A 22,882-nucleotide genomic window follows, 5' to 3' on the forward strand; every position below is an offset into this window, starting at 1 on the left:
CTAACCACCGAACCTGGCGCCGGAGTCGACTCCCCACAGCGCCATGGTGAGCAGCATGTTGACCATGATCATCACGGTGATGCTGGCCCGCATGCCGTGCCCGGCGGCCACGCCGACGCCCTCCGGGCCGCCACTGGCGTAGAAGCCGTAGTAGCACTGGATGGTCGAGGCGATCCAGACGAAGATGATCGCTTTGAACAACGAATAGACGATGTCCTGGCCGTCCAGCATCAACGCGAAGTAGTGCAGGTAGGAGCCGGTGGATCCGCCGCTGCTGATCTGCACCACGAGCTGGGTGGTCAGGTACCCGATCGCCAGACACGCGGCGTACAGCGGGATCATCGCGATCACCGAGGCGATCAACCGCGTGGTCACCAGGTACGGAATCGGCCGGATCGCAATCGATTCCATCGCGTCGATCTCTTCGGCGATACGCATGGAGCCCAGTTGCGCGGTGAATCGGCAACCGCCCTGCATCGCGAATGCCATCGCGGCCATCAGCGGGGCCAGCTCCCGGGTGTTGACCAACGACGAGATGAATCCGGTCGCCGGTCCCAAGCCCAGCAGGTCGAGAAAGTTGTAGCCTTCGATGCCGACCAGCGCGCCGACGGTCACACCGAGCACGACGGCCACCCCGGCGGTTCCGCCACCCACCACGATCGATCCGTTTCCCCAGGTGATGTTCGACAGCAACCGCAGGAACTCGCCGTTGTAGTGGCGCAGGGTGAGCGGAACCGCAGCCAGCGCCCGGATGAAGAAGACCAGCATGTGGCCCAACCGCTCGATCGGCTTGATCGACCTGCGGTAGAGCCGCAACAGCCTGGCGCTGACCGGTGCCAGGGGCAGATAGGGGGAAGCTGTCACCTCACAGCCCCGTCCGGGGCGACAACATGATGTAGAGCTGGCTGATCGCGACGTTGACGATCATCAGCAGCAGAATCGACTCGACGACGGCCGCGTTCACCGAGTTGGCGACACCCGTCGGGCCGCCCTTGGTGGACAGCCCTTTCTGCGCCGACACGATAGCCACGATGGCGCCGAAGATCACCGCCTTGAGCAGTGCCAGGATCATGTCGCCGGTGGTCGCGAACGCGGCGAAGGTGGCCACGAAACTGCCGGGTGCGCCGTTCTGGAAGTACACGTTGAACAGGTAGCTGGCGAAGAAGCCGACGAAGCAGACGACGCCGGTGAGCGCGACCCCGATCATGATGGCGGCGGCGAATCGGGGCACCACCAGGCGGCGGATCACCGATACGCCCATCACCTCCATGGCGTCGGTCTCTTCGCGCATCGTTCGGGAGCCCAGGTCGGCGGTGATGGCGGAGCCGACGGCCGCGGCCATCAGCACCGCCGCCACCAGGGAAGCGCCTTGGCGGATGACTGCCAGACCACTGGCCGCGCCGGCCAGCGAGGTGGCGCCGACCTGCCCGGCCAGCAAGGCGAACTGGATGGACAGCGTGACGCTGATGGGCAGCGACACCAGAATCGTCGGCAGCACCGCGGTGCCGGCCATGAACGCGCCTTGCCGGACGAACTCCTGCCATTGGAACCGGCGGCCGAACAGATCTCTGAAGAACCATTCGATGGTTCGCATCCCGAGCACGAATTGTTCGCCGACGGTGCGCAGCGAGGCGACGGGGTGCCGGTCGACGTAGCCGACTCCCCAGTCCTTGATGGCTTCGACGCCCTCGTCGCGAGGTTGGTCTCGGTGTTCCTCGCCCACGGCGGTCTCCGGGTGCACGGTCATATCAGCGGCATGTCAGTGCGACCGGCGTCCTATGGCCGGGACGGCGAGCGAGCAAACGCAAAATGTATTCATCGCAACCCGAAACCGATTCTCATCGACGCTCCCCCCACCATCGAATTCGATCAGTGCCGAGCAGAACGATTGATATCGCTGGCGGAACCACCATTTACATGACCGCCTACGAACCCGTAATTCTGCAGGTTAGTTGAGTTTCGCGGTATGACGCTAGCCTACTTGATAGCCACTTTCAATAGTGTAGAGTCACCCATCTGACGAGCATTCGGAGATCGCGAAGGCGTGCTCGCTATTAGACGCACGAAGGTGGCGGCATGCCCTCAGCAAATACTGAGTCATTGCGGGACCGGCGCCGCGCCGAGTTGCTCCTACAGATTCAGCACACCGCACACGAACTGTTCGCCGAGCGTGGTTTCGACGCGGTGACCACCGAGGACATCGCGGCTGCCGCCGGGATTTCGATCAGCACGTACTTTCGGCACGCACCGACAAAAGAAGGTCTGCTGATCGGTCCGGTCCGGGATGCCATCAGCGAGATCGTCACGTCTTACAGTTCCCGTCCGGCGGGACAGTCGGCGGTCGAAGCGCTGATCGACATCTTCGTCGAGCACGCCAAGATTGCCGACGAAATCAATCTGGACACCTGGCAGCGGGCGGTGGCGACGGCGCCGCATCTGCTGAAGAAGACCGCGCTGGTCAGTGAGGACGACTACCGCAAGTTCGTCGAGCACGTCGCCACCCGGATGGGGGTCGACGCGTCGGCCGATATCCGCCCGGCTCTGCTGGTCCACACGAGTTTGGCGACCATCCGGTTCGTCATCGATCGCTGGCTGAACCGGCACGATATCCCGACCTCGCCGATCCACATCGAGATGGAGATCGCGCTGCGCTTGACCCTGGCCGGGTTTCACTAGGTATTAGCTTGTCCCGCAAGCGGTTTGGGCGACCGCCCGGCGGTGTCGATCCACCGTTATGCGGTTTGATCGACCAGTGTCGCGGCGGGTGCGTTGGTGCGGACCGATTCGACGCCGTGCTGGGCCGCCGCCTTCGTTTTGTAGCCCTCGCTGGCGGCGATCACTTCTCCGTTGGCGGCCTTGAGCCGGAAGCGGAACTCGCCCTGCCTGTCTTGGTAGATCTCGAACTTGCCAGCCATCGCCATCTCCTTTGATTGACAGTGCCGACCCGTTTTCACGCTAGCCCCATTCGGCTTCCACGTACATCGTGTTGTTCCCGCACTGGCAATCCGGGCGGTGCCACGGTCATGGCAGGACTGCTGGAAATCTGACCGGCGACGGGTACAGCAGCGATTCGTCTCGACGAGACGCTCGGAGGATGTTGTGCCGCAACGTTGTTGGCGGTGTTCATGCCGGGATTTCCGTTACATGGCCCGACGTACCGGGATGACCCGGATGATGCCGGGAGTTGAATCGAACTCGTTCTCGGCCCGCTGCAGCACGTCGGCGCGACGAGCTCGCTCCTCGGCGGCCTGTGCGTTGTCCCACTGCCAGGTGTACGCCCGCGGCGAGTTCGGCCACCGTGACATCGGAAACAAAAAGGTCAGAGGGGGTGAAAACCCACCTCTGACCTGTGGGGTGAGTGACGGGACTCGAACCCGCGACATTCAGGATCACAACCTGACGCTCTACCAACTGAACTACACCCACCACGACCGCCAGCCGTCCCCGTGGGGACTAACAAGCGGCGACGTCGATATTAACCGCTCGGACGCTCTTGGGCCGAATCGTTTCTCTCCGGTGCGTCGCCCGCGCCCGCAAGATTGGCGACCGCCATCGCGATCTCGCTGGTAGAGGGCCCGGGCTGGGGTACGAAAGCGGTGCGACGGTAGTACTGCAATTCCCGGATGGATTCGTGGATATCGGCCAGTGCCCGGTGGGCCAACCCCTTGGGCGGCTGCCCGAAGTAGATCCGCGGGTACCAGCGCCGGCACAATTCCTTGATGGAGCTGACGTCGATCATCCGGTAGTGCAGGAACGAATCCAGGGTCGGCATGTCGCGGGCGATGAAGGAGCGGTCGGTGGCGATCGAGTTGCCGGCCAGCGGTGCGGTCTTGGGCTGCTTGACGTGCTCGTGGATGTAGTCGAGCACCATCGCCTCGGCGGTAGGGACGTCCACGGCCGAGGCCCTGACCTCGTCGGTAAGCCCGGATCGGGCGTGCATCTCCTTGACCACGTCGATCATCGAGGACAATGCCGCGTCCTCGGCATGGATCACCACGTCGATGCCCTCGCCCAGAATGTTCAGATCGGCGTCGGTGACCAGGGCGGCAATTTCGATCAACTTGTCCGAGCCCAGATCGAGCCCGGTCATCTCGCAGTCGATCCAGACCATTTCGTCGCGCACAGCGCACACACTAAGCCCACCTCACGCCCGCGCGCGCCCGACCCGTCCCGGTACCAGGCAAGTAGTGTGAGCCGCGTTGCTTTCGACGCTTTCAACGGCACGGGAAGGACGCGGCACGATGAGCACCGAATCGGCGGAGACCCCCGCCAAGAGAATCGCCGCAGGCTATGCCCTCCAAGGTCAGGCCCTGGAGTTGGGCACGGTCGTCGTCGACGGCCAAGCCGACCCGACCGCCCAGGTCCGCATCCCGCTGGCCACGGTCAACCGGCACGGCCTGGTGGCCGGGGCCACCGGAACCGGCAAGACGAAGACCCTGCAACTGATCGCCGAACAGCTCAGCGCGGCAGGCGTGCCGGTGTTCATGGCCGACGTGAAGGGCGACCTGTCCGGACTCTCGCGGCCCGGGGAGAGCAATGACAGGACTGCCGCGCGCGCCAAGGACACCGGCGACAATTGGGAGCCGACGGGGTACCCGGTCGAGTTCCTCTCCCTCGGGACCGAAGGGATCGGCGTGCCGGTGCGTGCCACCGTCGAAAGCTTCGGCCCGGTTTTGTTGTCAAAGGTGTTGGGGCTCAATGCGACCCAGGAATCGACCCTCGGGCTGATATTCCACTGGGCCAAAGACAAGCGGCCCTTGGTCACCCTGGGCCAGTTGCGCGACACCATCAGCTACCTGACCAGTGAGCAGGGCAAGGCCGACCTGAAGTCGCTGGGCGGGGTGTCGTCGACGACGGCGGGCGTCATCCTGCGGGCGTTGGTCAATCTGGAAGGCGAGGGCGGCGACACGTTCTTCGGCGAGCCCAAGCTCGATCCGCAAGATCTGCTGCGCACCGATAGTCAAGGCCACGGCATCATCTCGTTGCTCGAATTCAGCGGTCAGTCCGTGCGTCCGGTCATCTTCTCGACGTTCCTGATGTGGTTGCTTGCCGACCTGTTCACCCAGCTCGACGAGGTCGGAGACATCGACAAACCCAAACTGGTGTTCTTCTTCGACGAAGCGCATCTGTTGTTCTCCGACGCCTCGAAGGCTTTCCTCGAACAGGTCGAGCAGACCGTCAAGCTGATCCGTTCCAAGGGCGTCGGGGTGTTCTTCTGCACCCAGCTGCCCACCGACCTGCCCAACGACGTGCTGTCCCAGCTGGGCGCCCGCATCCAGCACGCGCTGCGGGCATTCACCCCCGATGACCAGAAGGCACTGAGCAAGACGGTGCGCACCTATCCGAAAACCGATGTCTACGACCTGGAGTCGGCGTTGACGTCGTTGGGGATCGGCGAGGCCGTCGTCACGGTGCTCTCGGAGAAGGGCGCCCCCACCCCGGTCGCGTGGACACGCATGCGGGTGCCCCGGTCGCTGATGGCCGCCATCGGCACCGACGCGGTCACCGCCGCGGCCAAGCAGAGTCCGCTGCAGGCTAAATACGGCCAGACGGTGGAGCAGCCTTCCGGGGCTCCCGCAATTGCGTCGGGTGCGCCACCACCTTCAGTTGCCGGCTCTGAGTTACCGCCGGTGCCAACGGATTACGAGCTGCCGCCGATGCCGCCCCCCGCCGAGCCCAAGGGGCCTGCCGTGTGGGAAGAGGTGCTGAAGAACCCGACGGTGAAGAGTGGCATCAACACCGCGATCCGCGAAGTGGTGAAGAACATCTTCGGCGGTGGTGGCCGCCGGAAGCGTTAGGGGCTCCGCGACTGTAATGGCAGTGTGAAAAGCGGCCGCGAATGGCGCGTCAGGTTTCACGCGCAAGCGGGAAGCGTAGGCGCTATCCGCCGCCCAGCTTCTTGTAGAAGGCCCCGACGATCGGCGCCACGATGGCACGGGGGGCGTAGCCGCTTGCCACCGACATCGCCTTGGACGTCAGGCCCGGAACAATCCGCATCTTGTTGCGCTCCAACGCGTCCAGGGATACCTGGGCGGTGTGCTCGGTGGAGATCCACAGGAAATCGGGCACCAGCTTCTCCACCAGTGAGCGTTCGTCGCCTTCGGGCAGGTCGGTACGCACCGGTCCGGGAGCCAGCAGCGTGACGTGCACGCCGTGCTTGCGGACTTCGCCGCGCAGCGACTCGCTGAAGGTGTTGGCGAACGCCTTGGTGGCGGCATAGGTCGCGTTGTAGGGGATCGGCGAATTCCCGGCCGCCGAACCGGAAATCAGGATGCCGCCGGCTTTGCGCTCGATCATGCCGGGCAGCACTGCGAGCGTAAGGTCATGCACCGCAACGGCATTCAATTGCACTTGCGCCTTCTCGCCGGCCGGGTCCAGCTGCGCGACCGGCCCGAAGGTCGCCGTACCGGCGTTGGCGCACAGGATCGAGATCGGCCGGGTGGCCAGCTCGTCGCACAGCTTCGCGCGTTCGGCCGGGTCGGCGAGGTCGGCCGGGCGCACCTCGACTGCGACACGGTACTTGTCCACCAGCCGGGCGGCCAGGGCGGTGAGCAGTTCTTCGCGCCGCGCGGTGATGATCAGGCTGTGGCCACGCGCGGCCAACTCGGTGGCCAGCGCTTCGCCGATGTTCTGCGACGCTCCGGTGACTACGGCGCGCGCGTCGGGACTGGGAGCGGGAATCGGCATGACGACGATGGTAGACAGTCCGCCGGGATGGCCAGGCGAGGCGGGTCGGTGCAGAAGTGAATAGGCTGCCGGGCATGGCAGACCCGGGGCTCGGTACTCCCACGCGCTCTCGGGTATGGGCCTGGGCGTTGTGGGACTGCGGCCAAACCGGCCTCAGCGCCATCACGGCTACCTTCGTGTTCTCGGTGTATCTGACCCACAGCGTGGGCGTCGGCACCCCGCTGGGCGCTACGCCGATCAGTGGCTTGGAGCGGGCCGCGGCCGCCGCCGGGGTGACGATCGCGATCCTGGCGCCCCTGGTCGGGGTATGGGTGCAATCACCGCATCGGCGGCGGGTGGCCTTGGCCCTGCTGACCAGTTTGGCGGTGGCGCTGACCTGCTCGATGTTCCTCATCCGCAACGAACCCGGCTATTTCTTCGCCGGTCTGGCATTGCTGGCGGCGACCGCGGCCTGTGGTGATCTGGCCAGCGTCCCGTACAACGCGATGCTGCGTCAGGTGTCGACGCCGGCAACGGCCGGCCGGATCTCGGGCTTCGGTTACGCGGCGGGATATATCGGCACCGTCGGGCTGCTGTTGGTCGTCTATCTGGGTTTCATGACGGGCAAGGGCGACGACAGGGGTCTGCTGCATCTTCCCACTGCGGGGGGAATGAACGTTCGCGTTGCAATGCTGCTGGCCGCCGCGTGGATGGCGGCCATGGCGCTGCCGCTGTTGCTGGTGGCCCACCACCTGCCCGATGCCGGTGCGGTGACGCACCCCACCACCACGTTGCTGGGCGGCTACCGCAAGCTGTGGGCCGACATCACCTCGGAATGGCGCCGTGACCGCAACCTGGTCTATTTCCTGGTGGGCAGTGCGCTCTTCCGGGACGCGCTGGCCACGATATTCGGTGTCGGCGCCGTGCTGGGTGTCAACGTGTACGGCCTCGCCGCCGACGACGTGCTGATATTCGGCGCGGCCGCGTGCGTCGTGGCGGCGATCGGCGCGGTACTGGGCGGCTTCGTCGACCATCGGGTGGGATCCAAACCCGTCATCGTCGCGTCGCTGACCGCTATTCTCGGCGCCGGGGTGGCCCTGTTGGTGCTGTCCGGCCCGCGGGCTTTCTGGGTGTGCGGGCTGACGCTGTGCCTGTTCATCGGACCGTCGCAGTCCTCGTCGCGCGCGTTGCTGCTGCGGATGGCGCAGCACGGCAAGGAGGGCGTGGCCTTCGGCCTGTACACGATGACGGGCCGGGCGGTGGCGTTCCTGGCGCCGTGGTTGTTCTCCGTCTTCGTCGACGTGTTCAAGGCGGACAGGGCCGGACTGGGCGGAGTCATCGTGGTGCTGCTGGCCGGATTGCTGGTGACCTTGGTCGTGCGGGTGCCGAGCACCGACTCAGAGCGGAGCGTCGCAGATGGTTAAGCCCTGGCCGGTGCGCTGACGCACCTGAATTCCGCCCACCGTGACCGAGCACGTGACGTTGTGGCCGATGTTGACGACGGTGACGCTGGCCGGATGAGTCGACGACGTCGACAAACTAACCTGCCTGGACCACGGCAGCGTCACGTTGAACTCGGTCTGAATCAGGTCGCCGGTGTCCAGATAGACCACGCTGATCGCACGGCCCTCCCCGGTGACGCTGTAGACCACCGACTGCATCGTGCCCGGCACCGTCGAGGTGTCCGGCGGCGTGGTGCTCGGCGGGGCGGTGGTGCGCGGCGGCCTACGGGTGGTGGAGGGCGGAGGTACCCGGGTCGTCGGAGGCGCGAAAGTGGTGGTGGGGCTGGACATCGGCGGCAGCGGCTCGAAGGCGGTCTGCTGTCGGCCCGATTGGTTGGCGATGACCAGGGCGATCACCAGCCCGATGACGAACAGGACCAACGCGCCTGCGGTGAGCCACAGCCATCGCGGCGACCGCGGGGGTGGGGAGTCCTCCGGCGGCTTCTCCTCCGGCGGTGGTCCGTCTTGTTGCCAGTACTGTGGCGGCAACTGTTGGGTTGGGGGTGGCTGGTAGCTGCCCGAGGCCCACGGGGAGGTACCCCCGCCGTAGGAATACGGCATGTCGTCGGCGTAGGCCGGGTAGTCGACAACGGAATCCTGCGGGTCCTGCGGCCATGCCGAACGAGACCCCTGTTGCGGGGGACCGAAATTCTGGGGTCTGCGTGGATCGTTCATGTCCACTTCGCAGGGTACCTGTGCGCGTTGCGGGGGCGCCGAAGGCGGATCGCGCCGGGCGCTGGGCTATTGATCCGAGGCCGTCAGCGCGGCGATGGTCATCGCCTTCATGACAGCGCGGGACCGGGCCGCCCGCGCCGGTTTGGTGTCTGCCGATTTCATGCTGTGCGGCGTGGAGTTCAGCAGGCCGAACACGGCGTGCGCCATCAGCCGCGCGTCGGCTTCGGCCAGATCGGGGTTCAGTCGGCGCAGTACTGCCACCCAGATCTCCACGTATTGGCGCTGCGCCTTGCGCACCTGTCGTTCGGCGGTCGCGGGCAAGTGGGCAAGGTCACGATCCTGGATACGGATGAGGTTCGGCTCGCCGAGTGCGAAGTCGAGGTGGAAGTCGATCAGCCCGTCCAGCGTGGCGGCCGCGTCGTCGCCGCGGTCGGCCACGGCCCGGGCTCCGGCGAGCAGCCGCGCGCTGATCCCCACCAGCAACTCGACGAGCATCGACTCCTTGTTCGGGAAGTGGCGGTAGATCGCCGGACCGCTGACGCCGGCCGCGGCACCGATGTCATCGAGACGCACCGCGAGGAAACCGCGTTCGGCGATCAACCGTTCGGCGGCCGAGAGTAGCTGCAGCCGACGGTCGGACTTCAGCTGGCTGCGGCGATTCGGCGATTCCGGCTGCCCGGGCTCCTCGTCCGGGACGGACGCTGGCATGACGGCCTCCTGGACATGTCGGTTAATCGTCACTAACGTAGCACTCAACCGCCCGTCGGAGGAACCGTGGCAACTCCGCTCTCCTACGAACGCGGCCCCGATACGCCTCGGCTGCTCGAGGTCACCATCGGCGCCAACTTCGCCCACACCGCAACCACATTCGCGAATCGCGACGCACTCGTCGACGTCGTCGCGGGCCGGCGGTGGACATACGCCGAACTCCTGACCGATGTGCGACGGTTGGCGACGGGGCTGCTGCGGGCGGGCATCGGCAAGGGCGACCGGGTCGGCATCTGGGCGCCCAACCGCTGGGAGTGGGTGCTGGTCCAATACGCATCCGCCGAGATCGGCGCGATCCTGGTGAGCATCAATCCCTCCTACCGTTCCCGCGAATTAAGTTATGCGCTAAGGCAATCCGGCGTGACGATGGTGGTAGCGGCGCCCGGATTCAAGGATGCGGACTACCCGGCGATGCTGGCCGAGGTGGCGCCCGAGTGTCCGCAACTACGCGATGTGGTGATCATGGGCGGGCAGCGCTGGGCCGCGCTGGCCGGCACCGATACCGACCCCGCCGCTTTGCGCACCAGGGCCGCATCCCTGGCACCGGCCGACCCGGTCAACATCCAATACACCTCCGGCACAACGGGATACCCGAAGGGCGTCACGCTCACCCACCGCAACATCCTCAACAACGGCTATCTGGTCGGCGAGCTGCTCGAGTACACCGAAAGCGATCGGATCTGCATTCCGGTGCCGTTCTACCACTGCTTCGGCTTGGTAATGGCCAACCTGGCGGCCACCAGCCACGGCGCCTGCATGGTCATCCCCGCGCCGGGTTTCGATCCGGGCGCCACCCTGCGTGCGGTCCAGGTCGAACGCTGCACCAGCCTTTACGGTGTGCCGACGATGTTCATCGCCGAACTGGGCCTGGCTGACTTCGCCACCTATCGACTGGACAGTCTGCGTACCGGGATCATGGCCGGCTCGGCGTGTCCGGTCGAGGTGATGCGCAAGGTGATCGAACGCATGCACATGCCCGGGGTGTCCATCTGTTACGGCATGACCGAGACATCTCCGGTGTCCACCCAAACCCGCACCGGCGACTCGCTGGAGCAGCGGGTGGGAACTGTCGGCCGGGTGGGTCCGCACCTGGAGATCAAGGTGGTGGATCCGGCGGGAGCGACGGTGCCTCGAGGTGTGGCCGGCGAGTTCTGCACCCGCGGGTACTCGGTGATGTCGGGCTACTGGAACGAGCCGGACAAGACCGCCGAGGTGATTGACGCGCAGGGCTGGATGCACACCGGCGACCTGGCGTCGATGGATGCGGACGGTTACGTGCGCATCACCGGCCGGATCAAGGACATCGTCGTGCGTGGTGGAGAGAACATCTCGCCGCGCGAGGTCGAGGAGTTCCTGCACACCCACCCCGACATCGTCGACGGCCACGTCATCGGCGTGCCCGACGAACGCTACGGAGAGGAACTCATGGCGGTGGTCAAGCTGCGCGACGGGGCGGCCGAGCTGACCGTGCAGATGTTGCGCGAATACTGTGTCGGCCGCATCGCGGGGTTCAAGATCCCGCGGTATCTCTGGATCGTCGACGAGTTTCCGATGACGGTCACCGGCAAGGTGCGCAAGGTGGAGATGCGGGCGCGCGCGATCGAGTACCTGACCGGTGGGCAATAGGTTCGCCGGGGCGATCCTGGACCGGTTGTTGTGGAAATGGTATTCTCACTGTCCAGTTAATGATTATTAACTGAAATCGGAGGCGCTGCGGCAATGGACAAAGTGGTGGCGACCGCGGCGGAAGCAGTCGCGGACATTACCGACGGGTCGTCACTGGCCGTCGGGGGATTCGGGCTGTGCGGCATCCCCGAGGCGTTGATTGCGGCCGTGGCCGACAGCGGGGTGACCGACCTGGAGACGGTGTCCAACAACTGTGGCGTCGACGGGATCGGACTAGGAGTACTTCTGGCGCACAAGCGGATTCGGCGGACCGTGTCGTCGTATGTGGGGGAGAACAAGGAATTCGCCCGGCAATTCCTGTCCGGCGAACTCGAGGTCGAGCTGACCCCGCAGGGCACGCTGGCCGAACGTCTGCGGGCCGGCGGGATGGGCATTCCCGGCTTCTACACCCCGGCCGGGGTAGGCACCCAGATCGCCGACGGCGGGCTGCCGTGGCGGTACGACGCCTCCGGCGAGGTAGCCGTGGTATCGCCGCCCAAGGAGACGCGCGAGTTCGATGGCGTCACTTACGTTCTGGAGCGGGGAATCCGCACCGACTTCGCGCTGGTGCACGCGTGGAAGGGGGACCGGCACGGCAACCTCGTGTACCGCTACGCCGCCGGCAATTTCAACCCCGAGTGCGCGCCGGCCGGCCGGATCACCATCGCCGAGGTCGAGGAGTTGGTCGAGCCCGGCGAGATCGACCCGGCCACGGTGCACACACCGGGTGTTTTCGTGCAGCGCGTCGTGCATGTGCCGAACCCGCAGAAGCGAATTGAGAAGGAGACGGTTCGATGAGCAAGCGTCACGCGAGTCCTCTTCGCGCCGAGCGTCACGCCAGCGTGACGTCGGGCGCCGAGCGTCACGCCAGTCCTCTTCGCGCCGAGCGTCACGCCAGCGTGACGTCGGGCGCCGAGCGTCACGCGAGTCCTCTTCGCGCCGAGCGTCACGCCAGCGTGACGTCGGGCGCCGAGCGTCACGCCAGCGTGACTCTCGGTGTGGTGACTGAAGGGAGTGCCGCTGATGACCTGGTCTAGAGACGGGATGGCTGCCCGGGTGGCGTCAGAGTTCGAGGACGGCCAGTACGTCAACCTCGGCATCGGCATGCCCACCCTGATCCCCAACCATCTTCCCGAGGGCATTCAGGTGGTCCTGCACTCCGAGAACGGCATACTGGGCGTCGGTCCGTACCCGCGTCGCGAAGACGTCGACGCCGACCTGATCAACGCCGGCAAGGAGACGGTCACCACGCTACCGGGTGCGTCGTTCTTCGGGTCCTCGACCTCGTTCGGCATCATCCGCGGAGGCCATCTCGACGTGGCAGTCCTTGGCGCCATGCAGGTTTCGGTCACCGGCGATCTCGCCAACTGGATGATCCCGGGCAAGATGGTCAAAGGCATGGGCGGTGCGATGGACCTGGTGCATGGTGCGCGTAAAGTGATCGTGATGATGGAGCACGCGGCCAAGGACGGCAGCCCGAAGATCCTCGAGCGGTGCACGCTGCCGCTGACCGGGGTGGGTTGCGTCAACCGGATCGTGACCGAGTTGGCGGTAATGGACGTCCGCGACGACGGACTGCATTTGATCGAGACCGCCCCCGACGTATCGGTGGAAGAGGTGCTGGCGAAAACCCAGCCACCACTGAATCTTTCGAACCTGGTGACCCGGTGACCGCAACGATCGCCGCGTCGTTCGCCGACGAGCACCGCCGGCTGGTCGCCGAACTCAACGACAAGCTGGCCACCGCCGCACTCGGCGGCAACGCTAAAGCCCGCGAGCGCCACATCAGCCGCGGCAAGTTGCTGCCCCGTGAGCGCGTCGACCGGCTGCTCGATCCGGGTAGCCCGTTTCTGGAATTGTCGGCGTTGGCCGCGGATGGAATGTACGACGACGAATCTCCCGGCGCGGGGATCATCACCGGGATCGGGCGCGTCTCGGGGCGCGAATGCGTGATCGTCGCCAACGACGCAACGGTCAAGGGCGGCACCTACTACCCGGTCACGGTGAAGAAGCATCTGCGCGCGCAGGAGATTGCGCTGCAAAACCTGCTGCCCTGCATCTATCTGGTCGACTCCGGCGGTGCTTTTCTGCCGAAGCAGGACGAAGTGTTCCCGGACCGCGAACACTTCGGACGGATCTTCTACAACCAGGCGACCATGAGCGCCAAGGGAATTCCGCAAGTGGCGGCGGTGCTCGGGTCATGCACGGCCGGCGGCGCTTACGTGCCGGCGATGAGTGACGAAGCCGTCATCGTCCGCGAGCAGGGCACGATTTTCCTGGGCGGGCCGCCACTGGTGAAGGCGGCCACCGGTGAAGTCGTCACGGCCGAAGAACTCGGCGGTGGTGACCTGCATTCCCGGGTGTCCGGTGTCACCGACCATCTGGCCGAGGACGACGAGGACGCGCTGCTGATCGTGCGCAAGATCGCTGCCACCTTCGGGCCCCGTGCACCGGCGCAGTGGGACATCGGCCCTTACGCAGAGCCGCCCTACGCCCAGAGCGAGCTGTATGACGTGGTGCCCCCGGATCCGCGGGTGCCCTACGACGTGCACGAGGTGATCGTGCGGCTGGTCGACGGCGGTGAATTCAGCGAGTTCAAAACCAATTACGGCAAGTCGCTGGTGACCGCCTTTGCCCGGATCCACGGTCATCCGGTGGGAATCATCGCCAACAACGGCGTGCTGTTCAGCGAATCCGCGCTCAAGGGAGCGCATTTCATCGAATTGTGCGACAAGCGCAAGATCCCGCTGCTGTTCCTGCAGAACATCGCCGGCTTCATGGTCGGCCGCGACTACGAGGCGGGCGGCATTGCCAAGAACGGCGCCAAGATGGTCACCGCCGTCGCCTGCGCGCGCGTGCCGAAGCTGACCGTGGTGATCGGCGGATCGTATGGGGCGGGTAACTATTCGATGTGCGGGCGCGCGTACTCACCGCGCTTCCTGTGGATGTGGCCCAACGCCAGAATCTCGGTGATGGGTGGTGAGCAGGCGGCCTCGGTGCTGGCCACCGTACGTGGCGAGCAACTGTCCGCGTCCGGCAAGCCGTGGTCGCCCGAGGACGAGGAGACCTTCAAGGCGCCGATCCGCGCGCAGTACGAGAACCAGGGCAACCCCTACTATTCCACCGCCCGGTTGTGGGACGACGGGATCATCGACCCTGCTGATACCAGAACCGTTGTGGGACTAGCACTTTCAGTGTGCGCGCATGCCCCGCTGGAAATCGGTTTCCTACGGCGTGTTCCGGATGTGACTGATGTTTGACACCGTCTTAGTGGCCAACCGCGGTGAGATCGCGGTACGGGTGATCCGGACTCTGCGTCGGCTGGGTATCCGGTCGGTCGCCGTGTACAGCGACGCCGACGCCGGCGCCCGGCACTTCGCCGAAGCCGACACCGCCGTGCGGTTGGGTCCCGCACCGGCCCGGGAAAGTTATCTCGACATCGCCAAGGTGATCGGGGCCGCGCAGCGCACCGGTGCGCAGGCGATCCATCCCGGATACGGGTTCCTCTCCGAGAACGCTGAATTCGCCGCGGCGTGCGACCGAGCCGGGGTGGTGTTTCTGGGCCCGCCCGCCCGCGCCATCGAAGTGATGGGCGACAAGATCGCCGCCAAGAACGCGGTCGCCGCCTTCGACGTGCCGGTGGTCCCGGGCGTCGCGCGGCCCGGGTTGACCGATGACGACCTCGTCGAGGCTGCCGACGAGGTGGGTTACCCGGTGCTGGTCAAGCCGTCGGCCGGCGGAGGCGGTAAGGGCATGCGGATGGTGGACGATCCGGCGCGCCTGCGCGATGCGCTGGTCAGTGCCCGCCGCGAAGCCGGATCCGCCTTCGGCGACGACACGCTGTTCCTGGAGCGTTTCGTGTTGCGGCCCAGGCACATCGAGGTGCAGATCATCGCCGACAAGCACGGCGGCGTCGTGCATCTCGGCGAGCGCGAATGCAGCCTGCAACGCCGTCATCAGAAGGTGATCGAAGAGGCGCCCTCGCCGCTGTTGGACGCCGCAACCCGAACCCGCATCGGCGCCGCGGCCTGCGACACCGCCCGCAGCGTCGACTACGTCGGTGCCGGCACGGTCGAGTTCATCGTTTCCGGCGACCGCCCGGACGAGTTCTTCTTTATGGAGATGAACACGCGGCTTCAGGTGGAGCACCCGGTCACCGAAGCGGTTACGGGTCTGGACCTCGTCGAGTGGCAGTTACGGGTGGCGGCCCGGGAGAAGTTGGCCTTCGCCCAGGGCGACATCGAATTGAGTGGTCATGCGATCGAGGCACGGGTGTACGCGGAGGATCCCGCCCGTGGATTCCTGCCGACCGGTGGCCGGGTGCTGCAGGTGATCGAACCGTCCGGACCCGGTGTGCGGGTTGACTCTTCGCTGCAGTCGGGCACGGTGGTCGGCAGCGATTACGACCCGATGCTGAGCAAGGTGATCGCCCACGGCGCCGACCGTGCCCAGGCGCTGGCCCGTCTGGACCAGGCGCTGTCGCACACCGCGGTGCTGGGTGTTCAGACCAACGTCGAGTTCCTGCGTTTCCTGCTGGCCGACGAGCGGGTGCAGGCGGGTGACCTCGATACCGCGCTGCTGGACGAACGACTGGCCGATTTCGCGCCGCTGCCCGCATCCGACGATGTGTTCGCTGCGGCTGGGCTCTATGTCCAAGCGGTGCTTGCGCGGCGGGCCGGCGCGGATCTGTGGGCAGCGCCGAGCGGTTGGCGGGTCGGTGGGGCCACGGCTCCGGTACGTACCGCGATGCAGACCGCATTGCGAACTGAGACCGTGTCCGTGCGCGGCCTGCCCTCCGCGGCCACGGTGCAGGTGGGCGACGGCGAAACCATCAGTGCCAGTGTGCAACTCAAGCCCGATGAACTCACCGTGACGCTGGACGGCGTGCGACGCGATTATCGCTGGGCCGAGGCCGACCGGCACCTGTGGATCGCCGACGAACGCGGCACCTGGCACATCCGGGAGGCCGAGGAGCAAAAGATCCATCGCGCGGCGGCGGAGCGACCGGCAGAGGTGGTCAGCCCGATGCCGGGCAGCGTCATCGCGGTGCAGGCCGAATCCGGTGCCCGGGTGTCCGAAGGTGACGTGGTGGTGGTCGTCGAGGCGATGAAGATGGAACACTCGCTGGCCGCACCGATTTCGGGCCGCGTGGAGGTGCTGGTCGGTGTCGGCGATCAGGTCAAGGTCGAGCAGGTGCTGGCGCGACTGATACCGGAGACGGAACAAGAAGAGGGCAAGGGTTAAAGGATCATGACGACGATTACCGGACCTGCTGGGGGAACCTTACCCAAGGAGTACGAGGACCTACGCGACACCGTCGCAGATTTCGCGCGCTCCGTGGTCGCGCCGGTGTCAGCCAAACACGATGAGGAACACAGCTTCCCGTATGAGGTTGTCGCCAAGATGGGCGAGATGGGCCTCTTCGGCCTGCCATTCCCGGAGGAATTTGGCGGCATGGGTGGCGACTACTTCGCGCTGGCGCTCGCGCTCGAGGAGTTGGGCAAGGTCGACCAGTCGGTGGCGATCACGCTGGAAGCCGGTGTGGGACTAGGGGCGATGCCGATCTACCGGTTCGGCACCGAGGAGCAGAAGAACAAGTGGCTGCCCGATCTGGTGGCCGGGCGCGCGCTGGCCGGCTTCGGGCTCACCGAGCCGGGGGCGGGATCGGACGCCGGTGGCACCCGTACCACCGCCCGGCTGGAGAACGGCGAGTGGATCGTCAACGGCAGCAAGCAGTTCATCACCAATTCGGGTACCGACATCACCACACTGGTCACCGTCACCGCCGTCACCGGCAACATCGCCGACGGTAAGAAGGAAATCTCGACGATCGTCGTTCCCAACGGCACACCGGGATTCATTGTGGAGCCGGTCTACAACAAGGTCGGCTGGAATGCTTCCGACACCCATCCGCTGACCTTCGATGACGCACGCGTGCCGGAAGAGAACCTGCTCGGGGTCCGCGGCAAAGGCTACGCGAACTTCCTGTCCATCCTCGACGAAGGCCGCATTGCAATCGCCGCGCTGGCCACCGGGGTGGCGCAGGGCTGCGTCGACGAAAGCGTGAAATACGCCAAGGAGCGGCAGTCGTTCGGCCAGCCGATCGGGTCGTATCAGGCGATCAGCTTCAAGATCGCGCGGATGGAGGCTCGGGCCCACGTGGCGCGCACCGCGTACTACGAGGCGGCGGCAAAGATGTTGGCGGGCAGGCCGTTCAAGAAAGAGGCGGCGATCGCGAAGATGGTGTCCTCGGAGGCCGCGATGGACAACGCCCGTGACGCCACCCAGATCCACGGCGGATACGGCTTCATGAACGAGTACCCGGTGGCGCGCCACTACCGGGACAGTAAGATCCTCGAGATCGGTGAGGGCACAACGGAGGTGCAGTTGATGTTGATCGCGCGATCGCTGGGGCTGTCATGAGCCACCCCGCTGCTGCCGCCACCCCTGCTGACCCCGCGGGGAGTGAATCCGGCGACGGGAAACCGGCGAGTCGCGCCGCAGGGTTCACTCCCGGCGAGGGGAGCGGCGAAGGCAAGCGGGTTCTCCAGCGTGGGCTGTGGTTCGAGGAATACCAGGTCGGCACCACCTACCTGCACCGGCCCGGCCGCACCGTCACCGAGGCCGACAACGTCCTGTTCACCACACTGACGATGAATACCCAGTCGCTGCACCTGGATGCGGCGTGGGCCGCTGAGCAGCCGGGCTTTCGTGGTGAGCGGCTGGTGAATTCGATGTTCACCCTCTCGACTCTGGTAGGGCTGTCGGTGGCCCAGCTGACGCTGGGGACCATCGTCGCCAACCTCGGCTTCTCCGAGGTGTCGTTTCCAAAGCCGATGTTCCACGGCGACACTCTTTACGCCGAGACGGTGTGCACCGACAAGCGGGAGTCGAAAAGCCGCCCCGGCGAAGGCATTGTGACGCTGGAGCACACCGGACGCAACCAGCACGGTGATGTCGTCGCGCGGGCGGTGCGCAAGACGTTGGTGCTGAAACGGCCGGCGGGGGCGTCGTCGTGAGCCTGCGGGAGGCCGGGCCGGGCTGGCTGTTCTGCCCGGCGGATCGGCCGGAGCGCTTCGCCAAGGCCGCCGCTGCCGCCGACGTGGTGATCCTGGACCTCGAGGACGGGGTAGCCGAGTCGGATAAGCCTGCCGCTCGTACCGCGTTGCGGGACAACCCACTTGACCCGGCGCGAACGGTGGTGCGCATCAACGCCGCAGGCACCGGCGAGTATGCCCGCGATCTGGAGATCCTGGCCGAGACTTCGTACACGACGGTGATGCTGCCCAAGACCGAGTCGGCTGCTCAGGTGGCCGCGCTCGCACCGCTCGACGTGATTGCGTTGGTGGAGAGCGCACGCGGTGTGGTGTTCGCCACCGAGATCGCCGCCGCGGATGGTGTGGTCGGCATGATGTGGGGTGCTGAGGATCTCACAGTCTCGCTCGGCGGCAGCTCCAGCCGGCGTCCCGACGGCCGTTATCGCGACGTGGACCGGCATGTGCGCTCGACCATCCTGCTCGCGGCGTCCGCGTTCGGCCGTCTCGCCCTCGACGCGGTCCACCTGGATATCCGTGACGTCGACGGCCTGCGGGAAGAGGCCGTCGACGCCGTGACGGTCGGCTTCGATGCGACCGTGTCGATTCATCCCAGCCAGGTGCCGGTGGTGCGCAACGCATATCGGCCCAGCGACGACAAGCTGGACTGGGCGCGTCGGGTCCTGGCCGCCGCGAAGACCGAGCGCGGGGTGTTCGCGTTCGAGGGGCAGATGGTGGACTCGCCGGTGCTGCGGCATGCGGAAGTGATGTTGCGCCGGGCGGGGGAATCGGTCCCCGAGTGACGTGAACGCGGCATGGGTCTGGGCAATCGCGGCCCTGGTCGAGTTCGGCGGCCTGATCGCCGTGGGGGTTCTGCTCATCGTGTCGCGCCGGCAGCTGAGCGGAGCGCGGGCCGCACTGCAGCGGCTCCGAGAGCCACGGCCGCGGCGTCGTTCCAGGCCACCGGGAGTGGCGCCGCTGGCCATCAAAACCGTGTGGCGGACCGCGGATTCGTTGATCAACAAGGGACTCGGCGCCACCGTGCGCAACTCGGTGGAGGACCTCGCGGGATGGGCCAGGGTGGAGCGCCCCGATCTGGCCAGGATGACGGCCGACGGCAATGTGGTGATCGCCTTTTCCGACATCGAGGGTTCGACCGAGCTCAACGAGGAACTCGGCGACAGGGGCTGGGTGAAACTGCTCGAACGGCACAACAAGCTGATCAGCAAACAGGTCGAGGAGCACGGCGGCCACGTCGTGAAGACGCAGGGCGACGGCTTCATGATCGCATTCCCGGATCCGGTGCAGGCGGTGCGTTGCGCTATCGCCGTGCAGCGCGCGCTGCAGTCAGATCCGGTGCGCTGGGACCAGATTCGGGTGCGCATCGGCTTGCACATGGGCAGCTCGGTGCGGCGCGGAGACGACCTGTTCGGGCGCAACGTCGCGATGGCCGCGCGGGTGGCCGGTCAGGCCGATGGCGGGGAGATTTTGGTCAGCGAGTCGGTGTGCGACGCAGTATCCGGATCCCCTGATATCGAGTTGGGCACGCCACGCGCAGTCGAGCTCAAGGGCTTTCGCGGCAGCCACCAGCTGTATCCGGTGGTCGTGGCGGCCCCGGACTAGGGGAGTTGCCGGATCGGGCACGCTCTCGGCGAGGTGAGAACGCCTACTTGCCGCGCCAGCGCAGCACGTCCAAAGCGACGGCCACCTTGACGCTGCATTCTGAAAGCGGACAGGGTAGCAATTCGTCGGCGCGGGCCAGCCGTCGCAGCAACGTGTTGCGATGCGTGTAGAGCCGCGCCGCCGCGCGTGAGACGTTGCACTGTTCGTCGACGAAAACCCGCACGGAGTCTTGTAATTCGCTGCCTGCGGTTTCGAGTCCGCCAAGTGTGTGTTGGACGAATTCGGTGGCTCGATCGGGGTCGGCGGTGAGCAACGCGACCAGTTCGACGTCGGCGAATTGCGCCACGCGTTGCGGTGATCGCAGCCGAGCCATCATCTGCTGGGTGGTGATGGCGTCGAAATGGCTGCGGCGGAATCCGTCGATGCCTTCCCCGCACGGGCCGATCGCGACCCGGACATCAGGCGTGTTCTCGATCGAATTACGCAGTGTCGCAGTATCTATCGATCTGCTCGGTATCCACACCCAGCGGGTCGCCGTGCTGGCCAGAATGGTCAGTGGCCGTGCCGCTGCGGCCTGCCCGAGCGCCTCGGCGGCGGCGTCGAGGCGGGCCATGTCGGCGGCCGGGTCGTCACTCCAGATGACCGCCGCAATGTGCGGCCCGGTCAGGGCGTGTCCGAGGCGGGCCTCGGCCCGGGTGCGGGCGATGGGAGCGCCGTCCAGGATCAGCGCGACCGTCTCGCGTCGTTCGGCGTGGGTGCCACGGGTCAGATCGTCACGCTCCGACTCGATCCGCGACGCGATGTCGGCCAGCGTCGCGTCGATGAATGCGCTGATCGAGCGCGAGCACACGTCGAGCATCTCCTGCAGCTCGGCGGGATCCGACGTCAACTCGAACGCGATCTGCATCAGCCGGCGCCACGCCACGCCCTGCCCGATGCGGTACGCATCCAGCGTGTAGGGCGTCAGGCCGCGGCGGGCCACCTCGCGCGAGATGTTGATGGGTTCGGGCCCGGTGTTCGGTGGCACCGGCGCACCCGGATCACGCACGTTGGCCGCACCCCAGAAGTACATGTTGGCCCGGTTGCTGCGCCCGACCGCGGCCGCCAGCTCGGGATCCCCCGCAATGACGGGACTGGCCGCCAGGACTTCCGCGTCGAGTTCGTCGAGCCATTCCGCACGCGGATTCAGGCTGATCTGTGCGCACTGCCGAATCAGCTCTCTGACCGGCTCAGACGGACGTTTCCAAGACATTTAGCCACAATAATATATTGGTGCAGTTTGCACCATGATAAGCACCTAAATGGGCATATATGCCCTTGGTTAGCGGCTGGCGGCTGGCGAGTATTGAACCCATCAAACGCCATCCGCGTCAGGAGCTACCCATGTCCCGCACATCAGCACCCGCAGCCACCGCCGTCGAGCACGTCGACGTGTTGATCGTCGGGGCCGGAATCTCCGGCATCGGCGCCGCCTACTACCTGCAGCGCGAACACCCCGGCCGCAGCTACGCCATCCTCGAGGCGCGCGGAGCCACCGGCGGCACCTGGGATCTGTTCCGCTACCCCGGCATTCGTTCGGACTCCGATCTGCACACCTTCGGTTACGAATTCAAGCCGTGGCGTGACGAGGACGCCATCGCCACCGCCGACAAGATCCTGACCTACCTGCGCGAGACGGCGTCGGAGAACGGCATCGACGCCAAGGTGCGCTTCCACCACAAGGTGCACGGCGCGGCCTGGTCGAGCAGCCAAGCACGCTGGGTCGTCGACATCGAGCGGACCGATATCGGAGCACGGACCCAGATCAGCGCCAACTGGCTGTTCTGCGCGGGCGGCTATTACCGCTACGACGAGGGCTACACGCCGCACTTCGAGGGCCGGGAGCGCTTCACCGGGCAGATCGTGCACCCCCAGCACTGGCCCGAGGACCTGGACTACACCGGCAAGAAGGTGGTCATCATCGGCAGCGGCGCCACCGCGGTGACCCTGCTACCGGCGATGGCCGGGCGTGCCGCCCACGTGACCATGCTGCAACGGTCGCCGACCTACATCATGCCGGTGCCGTCCAAGGACGCCTTCGCCAACACGGCGCAGAAACTGCTGGGCGCCAAGCGCGGATACGCGTTGGCGCGGCGCAAGAACATCGCCCAGCAGCGCGCGGTGTACCAGTTCTGCCAGAAGTATCCGGCCCTGGCCAAGCGGATCATCCGAAACGTCAACGCCAAGAGGCTGCCCAAGGATTACCCTGTCGACGAGCACTTCAGCCCCACCTACAACCCGTGGGATCAGCGGTTGTGCGCGGTGCCCGATTCCGATCTGTTCAAAGCGATCCGCAATGGCAGCGCCTCGGTGGTGACCGACCGCATCGCCACCTTCACCGAGACCGGCATCCTGCTGGAGTCCGGTCGCGAGTTGGACGCCGACATCATCATCACCGCAACGGGTTTGAACCTGCAGGCGTTCGGCGGTATGTCGCTCTCGGTGGACGGCGAGGCGGTCCGCCTGCCCGACCGGGTCGCCTACAAGGGGATGATGCTGTCCGGTGTGCCGAACTTCGCGTACGCGATCGGCTACACCAACTCGTCGTGGACGCTGAAAGTCGGCCTGCTGTGTGAACACTTCTGCCGGCTGCTCTCCCACATGGACGCCCACGGCTACGACACCGCGTGCCCGGTCTTCGACGATCCCGGCATGGAAACCCGCCCGCTGCTTGACTTCTCGGCCGGTTACGTGCAGCGCGCGGTGGACCAGCTGCCGCGGCAGGGGGCGGGGCGGCCCTGGCTGACGTCGATGAGCTACCACGCCGATGTGAAGCTGCTGCGTAACGACGCCGTTGTCGATCCGGCACTGCGGCTGACGAACTCCGCCAGCGTTCGTGACGCCGAGTTGGTGTCAGCCTGAACCGCGCCGGGGGACGAACCTGACGAAGTGCCGTCGCTGACCGACCGG

General features: G+C 66.1%; 22 protein-coding genes, 1 tRNA gene and 1 pseudogene. 14 read left to right on the forward strand and 10 right to left on the reverse strand.

The genetic code is table 11. The features are described from left to right. Together L6444_RS09350 and L6444_RS09355 are read right to left on the reverse strand one after the other, a co-directional pair. Entirely contained in the window at positions 1–864 is an 864-nt protein-coding gene (locus L6444_RS09350; RefSeq protein ID WP_236981884.1) for an MlaE family ABC transporter permease, read from the reverse strand. Between the two features lies 1 nt (position 865). After that, on the reverse strand, positions 866–1,747 hold the full coding sequence (locus L6444_RS09355; RefSeq protein WP_236981886.1) for an MlaE family ABC transporter permease: 882 nt from the start codon (positions 1,745–1,747) through the stop codon (positions 866–868). A 329-nt stretch (positions 1,748–2,076) separates the two neighbouring features. Between L6444_RS09355 and L6444_RS09360 the strand changes: the two genes are divergently transcribed. Further along, positions 2,077–2,676 (forward strand): TetR/AcrR family transcriptional regulator, encoded by a 600-nt coding sequence (locus L6444_RS09360; protein ID WP_236981888.1) that lies wholly within the window; start codon positions 2,077–2,079, stop codon positions 2,674–2,676. A 56-nt stretch (positions 2,677–2,732) separates the two neighbouring features. On the opposite strand, the gene L6444_RS09365 is transcribed toward L6444_RS09360, so the two are convergent. The 4 genes from L6444_RS09365 to orn form a co-directional block, all read right to left on the reverse strand. Continuing rightward, positions 2,733–2,915 carry a YegP family protein gene (locus L6444_RS09365; RefSeq protein WP_236981890.1) on the reverse strand — a complete coding sequence of 61 codons (183 nt, stop codon included), beginning with the start codon at positions 2,913–2,915 and terminating at the stop codon, positions 2,733–2,735. Between the two features lie 225 nt (positions 2,916–3,140). Beyond that, positions 3,141–3,305, reverse strand: a complete 165-nt coding sequence (locus L6444_RS09370; RefSeq protein ID WP_236981892.1) for a hypothetical protein — start codon at positions 3,303–3,305, stop codon at positions 3,141–3,143. Between the two features lie 45 nt (positions 3,306–3,350). After that, positions 3,351–3,426: transfer RNA gene (locus L6444_RS09375), tRNA-His, on the reverse strand. A gap of 49 nt (positions 3,427–3,475) precedes the next feature. Next, positions 3,476–4,123 (reverse strand): oligoribonuclease, encoded by a 648-nt coding sequence (gene orn / locus L6444_RS09380; protein ID WP_236981893.1) that lies wholly within the window; start codon positions 4,121–4,123, stop codon positions 3,476–3,478. Positions 4,124–4,241: 118 nt separating this feature from the next. Here orn and L6444_RS09385 point away from each other — a divergent pair, with 118 nt between their 5' ends. Next, positions 4,242–5,798 carry a helicase HerA-like domain-containing protein gene (locus L6444_RS09385; protein WP_236981895.1) on the forward strand — a complete coding sequence of 519 codons (1,557 nt, stop codon included), beginning with the start codon at positions 4,242–4,244 and terminating at the stop codon, positions 5,796–5,798. An 82-nt stretch (positions 5,799–5,880) separates the two neighbouring features. Here L6444_RS09385 and cmrA read toward each other — a convergent pair whose 3' ends face one another. Then, a complete protein-coding gene (gene cmrA, locus L6444_RS09390) occupies positions 5,881–6,687 on the reverse strand; it encodes a mycolate reductase (RefSeq protein ID WP_236981897.1) in 807 nt (268 codons plus the stop codon). A 74-nt stretch (positions 6,688–6,761) separates the two neighbouring features. Between cmrA and L6444_RS09395 the strand changes: the two genes are divergently transcribed. After that, complete coding sequence (locus L6444_RS09395; RefSeq protein WP_236981899.1) at positions 6,762–8,090, forward strand: MFS transporter; 1,329 nt, start codon at positions 6,762–6,764, stop codon at positions 8,088–8,090. On the opposite strand, the gene L6444_RS09400 is transcribed toward L6444_RS09395, so the two are convergent. Both L6444_RS09400 and L6444_RS09405 read right to left on the reverse strand, forming a co-directional pair. Then, positions 8,064–8,843, reverse strand: a complete 780-nt coding sequence (locus L6444_RS09400; protein ID WP_236981901.1) for an MmpS family transport accessory protein — start codon at positions 8,841–8,843, stop codon at positions 8,064–8,066. The two genes, L6444_RS09395 and L6444_RS09400, sit on opposite strands and share 27 nt — an antisense overlap. A gap of 66 nt (positions 8,844–8,909) precedes the next feature. Beyond that, positions 8,910–9,551: an SACE_7040 family transcriptional regulator gene (locus L6444_RS09405; protein WP_236981903.1), complete on the reverse strand. Its 642-nt coding sequence runs from the start codon at positions 9,549–9,551 to the stop codon at positions 8,910–8,912. A gap of 66 nt (positions 9,552–9,617) precedes the next feature. Here L6444_RS09405 and L6444_RS09410 point away from each other — a divergent pair, with 66 nt between their 5' ends. The 10 genes and pseudogenes from L6444_RS09410 (at position 9,618) to L6444_RS09455 (ending at position 19,933) form a co-directional block, all read left to right on the forward strand. Then, positions 9,618–11,237, forward strand: coding sequence for an AMP-binding protein (locus L6444_RS09410; protein ID WP_236981905.1), 1,620 nt, complete (start codon positions 9,618–9,620; stop codon positions 11,235–11,237). Between the two features lie 93 nt (positions 11,238–11,330). Next, positions 11,331–12,074: a CoA transferase subunit A gene (locus L6444_RS09415; RefSeq protein WP_236981907.1), complete on the forward strand. Its 744-nt coding sequence runs from the start codon at positions 11,331–11,333 to the stop codon at positions 12,072–12,074. Next, positions 12,071–12,313, forward strand: coding sequence for a hypothetical protein (locus L6444_RS09420; protein ID WP_236981909.1), 243 nt, complete (start codon positions 12,071–12,073; stop codon positions 12,311–12,313). The genes L6444_RS09415 and L6444_RS09420 overlap by 4 nt, the downstream gene beginning before the upstream one ends. Then, complete coding sequence (locus tag L6444_RS09425) at positions 12,300–12,947, forward strand: CoA transferase subunit B (protein ID WP_236981911.1); 648 nt, start codon at positions 12,300–12,302, stop codon at positions 12,945–12,947. Before L6444_RS09420 ends, L6444_RS09425 begins: the two co-directional genes overlap by 14 nt. Next, a pseudogene (locus L6444_RS09430) lies at positions 12,944–14,525 on the forward strand (carboxyl transferase domain-containing protein). The gene L6444_RS09425 and the pseudogene L6444_RS09430 overlap by 4 nt, the downstream one beginning before the upstream one ends. Positions 14,526–14,528: 3 nt before the next feature. Further along, entirely contained in the window at positions 14,529–16,520 is a 1,992-nt protein-coding gene (locus tag L6444_RS09435) for an acetyl-CoA carboxylase biotin carboxylase subunit (RefSeq protein WP_236981913.1), read from the forward strand. 3 nt (positions 16,521–16,523) lie between these two features. Beyond that, a complete protein-coding gene (locus tag L6444_RS09440) occupies positions 16,524–17,699 on the forward strand; it encodes an acyl-CoA dehydrogenase family protein (protein ID WP_236983957.1) in 1,176 nt (391 codons plus the stop codon). Continuing rightward, positions 17,696–18,295 carry a MaoC family dehydratase gene (locus tag L6444_RS09445; RefSeq protein ID WP_236981915.1) on the forward strand — a complete coding sequence of 200 codons (600 nt, stop codon included), beginning with the start codon at positions 17,696–17,698 and terminating at the stop codon, positions 18,293–18,295. Before L6444_RS09440 ends, L6444_RS09445 begins: the two co-directional genes overlap by 4 nt. Next, complete coding sequence (locus L6444_RS09450) at positions 18,292–19,113, forward strand: HpcH/HpaI aldolase/citrate lyase family protein (protein ID WP_236981917.1); 822 nt, start codon at positions 18,292–18,294, stop codon at positions 19,111–19,113. Before L6444_RS09445 ends, L6444_RS09450 begins: the two co-directional genes overlap by 4 nt. Position 19,114: 1 nt before the next feature. After that, a complete protein-coding gene (locus L6444_RS09455; protein WP_236981919.1) occupies positions 19,115–19,933 on the forward strand; it encodes an adenylate/guanylate cyclase domain-containing protein in 819 nt (272 codons plus the stop codon). A gap of 43 nt (positions 19,934–19,976) precedes the next feature. On the opposite strand, the gene L6444_RS09460 is transcribed toward L6444_RS09455, so the two are convergent. Continuing rightward, a complete protein-coding gene (locus L6444_RS09460; RefSeq protein WP_236981921.1) occupies positions 19,977–21,185 on the reverse strand; it encodes a PucR family transcriptional regulator in 1,209 nt (402 codons plus the stop codon). 131 nt (positions 21,186–21,316) lie between these two features. Here L6444_RS09460 and L6444_RS09465 point away from each other — a divergent pair, with 131 nt between their 5' ends. Continuing rightward, entirely contained in the window at positions 21,317–22,834 is a 1,518-nt protein-coding gene (locus tag L6444_RS09465) for a flavin-containing monooxygenase (RefSeq protein WP_236981923.1), read from the forward strand. The last annotated feature ends 48 nt before the right edge of the window (positions 22,835–22,882 follow it).

Origin of the sequence: Mycobacterium kiyosense (genome assembly GCA_021654635.1) — a bacterium.
GTDB lineage: Bacteria > Actinomycetota > Actinomycetes > Mycobacteriales > Mycobacteriaceae > Mycobacterium > Mycobacterium kiyosense.

What these genes read in the sequence shown, in the direction of transcription:
- L6444_RS09355 (WP_236981886.1), bottom strand. Translation starts at nt 1,747, where the DNA reads ATGACCGTGCACCCGGAGACCGCCGTGGGCGAGGAACACCGAGACCAA.
- L6444_RS09360 (WP_236981888.1), top strand. Translation starts at nt 2,077, where the DNA reads ATGCCCTCAGCAAATACTGAGTCATTGCGGGACCGGCGCCGCGCCGAG.
- L6444_RS09365 (WP_236981890.1), bottom strand. Translation starts at nt 2,915, where the DNA reads ATGGCTGGCAAGTTCGAGATCTACCAAGACAGGCAGGGCGAGTTCCGC.
- L6444_RS09370 (WP_236981892.1), bottom strand. Translation starts at nt 3,305, where the DNA reads ATGTCACGGTGGCCGAACTCGCCGCGGGCGTACACCTGGCAGTGGGAC.
- L6444_RS09385 (WP_236981895.1), top strand. Translation starts at nt 4,242, where the DNA reads ATGAGCACCGAATCGGCGGAGACCCCCGCCAAGAGAATCGCCGCAGGC.
- cmrA (WP_236981897.1), bottom strand. Translation starts at nt 6,687, where the DNA reads ATGCCGATTCCCGCTCCCAGTCCCGACGCGCGCGCCGTAGTCACCGGA.
- L6444_RS09395 (WP_236981899.1), top strand. Translation starts at nt 6,762, where the DNA reads ATGGCAGACCCGGGGCTCGGTACTCCCACGCGCTCTCGGGTATGGGCC.
- L6444_RS09400 (WP_236981901.1), bottom strand. Translation starts at nt 8,843, where the DNA reads ATGAACGATCCACGCAGACCCCAGAATTTCGGTCCCCCGCAACAGGGG.
- L6444_RS09405 (WP_236981903.1), bottom strand. Translation starts at nt 9,551, where the DNA reads ATGCCAGCGTCCGTCCCGGACGAGGAGCCCGGGCAGCCGGAATCGCCG.
- L6444_RS09415 (WP_236981907.1), top strand. Translation starts at nt 11,331, where the DNA reads ATGGACAAAGTGGTGGCGACCGCGGCGGAAGCAGTCGCGGACATTACC.
- L6444_RS09420 (WP_236981909.1), top strand. Translation starts at nt 12,071, where the DNA reads ATGAGCAAGCGTCACGCGAGTCCTCTTCGCGCCGAGCGTCACGCCAGC.
- L6444_RS09425 (WP_236981911.1), top strand. Translation starts at nt 12,300, where the DNA reads ATGACCTGGTCTAGAGACGGGATGGCTGCCCGGGTGGCGTCAGAGTTC.
- L6444_RS09435 (WP_236981913.1), top strand. Translation starts at nt 14,529, where the DNA reads ATGTTTGACACCGTCTTAGTGGCCAACCGCGGTGAGATCGCGGTACGG.
- L6444_RS09445 (WP_236981915.1), top strand. Translation starts at nt 17,696, where the DNA reads ATGAGCCACCCCGCTGCTGCCGCCACCCCTGCTGACCCCGCGGGGAGT.
- L6444_RS09460 (WP_236981921.1), bottom strand. Translation starts at nt 21,185, where the DNA reads ATGTCTTGGAAACGTCCGTCTGAGCCGGTCAGAGAGCTGATTCGGCAG.
- L6444_RS09465 (WP_236981923.1), top strand. Translation starts at nt 21,317, where the DNA reads ATGTCCCGCACATCAGCACCCGCAGCCACCGCCGTCGAGCACGTCGAC.